Genomic DNA, 2463 nt, shown 5'->3' on the forward strand with positions numbered 1-2463 from the left:
GTTGTGGCCTTGACGCTCAAGGTCTTCAAACTGCTCACTCTTAACTGCCCACAGAAATATACCGACAGCGATGCACACAAGTACGATCGCAATTGGAATAAGTATGTATAAACTTTCCATTATTTACCTTGCTCTTTTAAAAGCCTTAACGAGTTAGACACAACAATAATAGAGCTAGCAGACATGCCAACAACGGCAATGTATGGAGCAACCAAACCAGCAACAGCCAATGGAAGAATAACTAAGTTATACCCCAACGACCACGCTAAGTTTTCACGGATTATCTTACGCGTTTTAAGCGCTAATGTTCGTGATTTAAGTAATCTATCGAGTTTGTCACCCAATAACACCATATCCGCTGAGGCTTTCGCCACGTCGGTACCGCCGCCCATTGCGACAGAAAGGTGAGCACCCGCCAGAATAGGCGCATCGTTAATACCGTCACCAACCATCATGGTGATGTCACTAGCGTCTCTAGAGTTTAAATAAGCCAGTTTATCTTCCGGCTTCGCGTTAGCAACAATGTCAGTAATGCCGATCTCTTCAGCAACAGGTTTCGCGTTAATCAAAGAATCGCCAGTCAGCAGCGTGGTTTTGATTCCCGCTTCTTTGAATTGCTTAATGAACTCAATACTTTCTTTACGAATCGGGTCTTCATAAGTGAATGTTGCGGTATGTCGACCAGACATCGACAAGTAAATACCATTGCTTTCCGATGTTTGTGCATCACCAAGAATGAATTCACTGCTGCCGATAGCGACTTCTTGTCCATTCCACTCACCAGTGATACCAGAGCCAATTACGTTATTGACAGACTCTACTTCGATATCATCAGAAAGATGAGTCTTGAACGCTTTCGCGATAGGGTGGTTAGCATGTTGCTCTAGGCTCGCCGCTACTTTCAAACAGGTGTCTTTATCAAGTTCTGCGAAGGTTTCAACTTGGCTGATACGAATATCACCCTCGGTCAACGTGCCTGTTTTATCTATGATCAAGTGATTCACTTTGCACAAAGTTTCAAACACATGGCCTTTGCGCAGCAAGATACCGAAATTACCCATACGAGAAGTTGAGCAGGTGATGGCTGTCGGTGTTGCAAGCGATAGAGCACAAGGACATGTCGCAACAAGTACCGAGAGCATAATCCAGAAAGCATCTTCTGGACGTGTTTGGTGCCAGTAAAACCAAGTGCCGAACGAGATAACCAGAATCACAGCAACAAAGTATCGAGCAACCACATCGGCAATCTCTGCGATGCGAGGCTTAGACAGTTGCGCTTCATCCTGAAGGCGAACGATATTGGAAATCACGGAATCCGCTTTAGACGTCATCACTTCCAATTCAAACGATTCATCACCATTCAATGTACCAGCAAAGACGGTATCGTCTTCGTTCTTAACCACATGAATTGACTCACCAGTCAGCATGGATTCATCAATGTGAATTCTGCCAGATAATACTTTGCCATCCGCAGGAATATGCTCACCAGGAAGAACGCGAATCTGGTCGCCGACTTTCAATGTTTTAACTGGAACTTGTTCACCGTCTAATGTTGTCGCCATAGCTGGAACTAGCTTAAGCAGGTTACCACTAGCTGCTGCCGCTTTACGACGCGCGCGCATCTCAAGGAAACGCCCCAGTAATAGGAAGAAGGTGAACATCGAGATAGATTCAAAGAACACTTCGCCTTGCTCTGTCACCGTTGCCACTAAACTCGCAACATAGGCAAACAATAGAGCGATCGACACAGGAACATCCATGCCCAAGGTTCGGCCTTTAATACTACGCCAAGCGTTAATATAGAACGGTAATGCTGAGTAGAGCAGTACAGGCGTTGCGAAGATCAAACTCACCCAACGAAAGTAGCTTTTGAATTCCGGCTCAAGGCTGCCAAAAACTTCGAGATAAAGCGCCACCGCTAGCATCATAACTTGCATAGTCGCTAAACCCGCGACACCAAGACGATAAAGGTAGTTTTTCATCGAACGATGATAAGCGGCTTCTTGTTGGTCAGCCTCGAATGGTGCAGCTTTGTAGCCCAACCTATGAATCGCGGATAGCAACTCGCTTAGTTTAGCCTGAGTGTTGTCCCAACTAAGCAAAGCGCGGTTGGTCGTGGTATTAACACGAATACTCACAACGCCAAGCTTTGAAGAAACTTGCTTCTCAATAAGCCAAGCACAAGCCGCACAAGAGACACCATCTAGTGACAATGTCACCTCAGAGACGTTTTCGGAGTTACGGACGAACTCCAATTGAACATCTTCATTGTCATAGTGACTGAGAGCCAGAAGTTGCTCTGGCACCAGATCGGCTTTTTCAGCCGGAGCAGTACGGTATTGGTAATAAGAGACCAAACCGCTATCTATGATTGTCTGGGCTACGGTTTCGCAACCCGGACAACACATAGGACGAACCGATCCTAAAATTTCTACTTTAAAATCCGTTTCCGCTGGTACATCT

The 2463-nt window shown here is 45.8% G+C and carries 2 protein-coding genes; both read right to left on the minus strand.

The genetic code is table 11. From position 1 onward, the window contains the following. Positions 1 to 120: cbb3-type cytochrome oxidase assembly protein CcoS (ccoS, locus tag AB4653_RS27580; RefSeq protein WP_372105836.1), on the minus strand; the 120-nt coding region annotated here is incomplete at its 3' end. Then, on the minus strand, positions 120 to 2463 hold a 2344-nt coding region (locus AB4653_RS27585; protein ID WP_372105835.1), incomplete at its 5' end, for a heavy metal translocating P-type ATPase. The genes AB4653_RS27585 and ccoS, both read right to left, overlap by 1 nt.

Origin of the sequence: Vibrio sp. 10N.222.48.A3 (assembly GCF_041475345.1) — a bacterium.
GTDB classification, from domain to species: Bacteria; Pseudomonadota; Gammaproteobacteria; order Enterobacterales; family Vibrionaceae; genus Vibrio; species Vibrio tasmaniensis_A.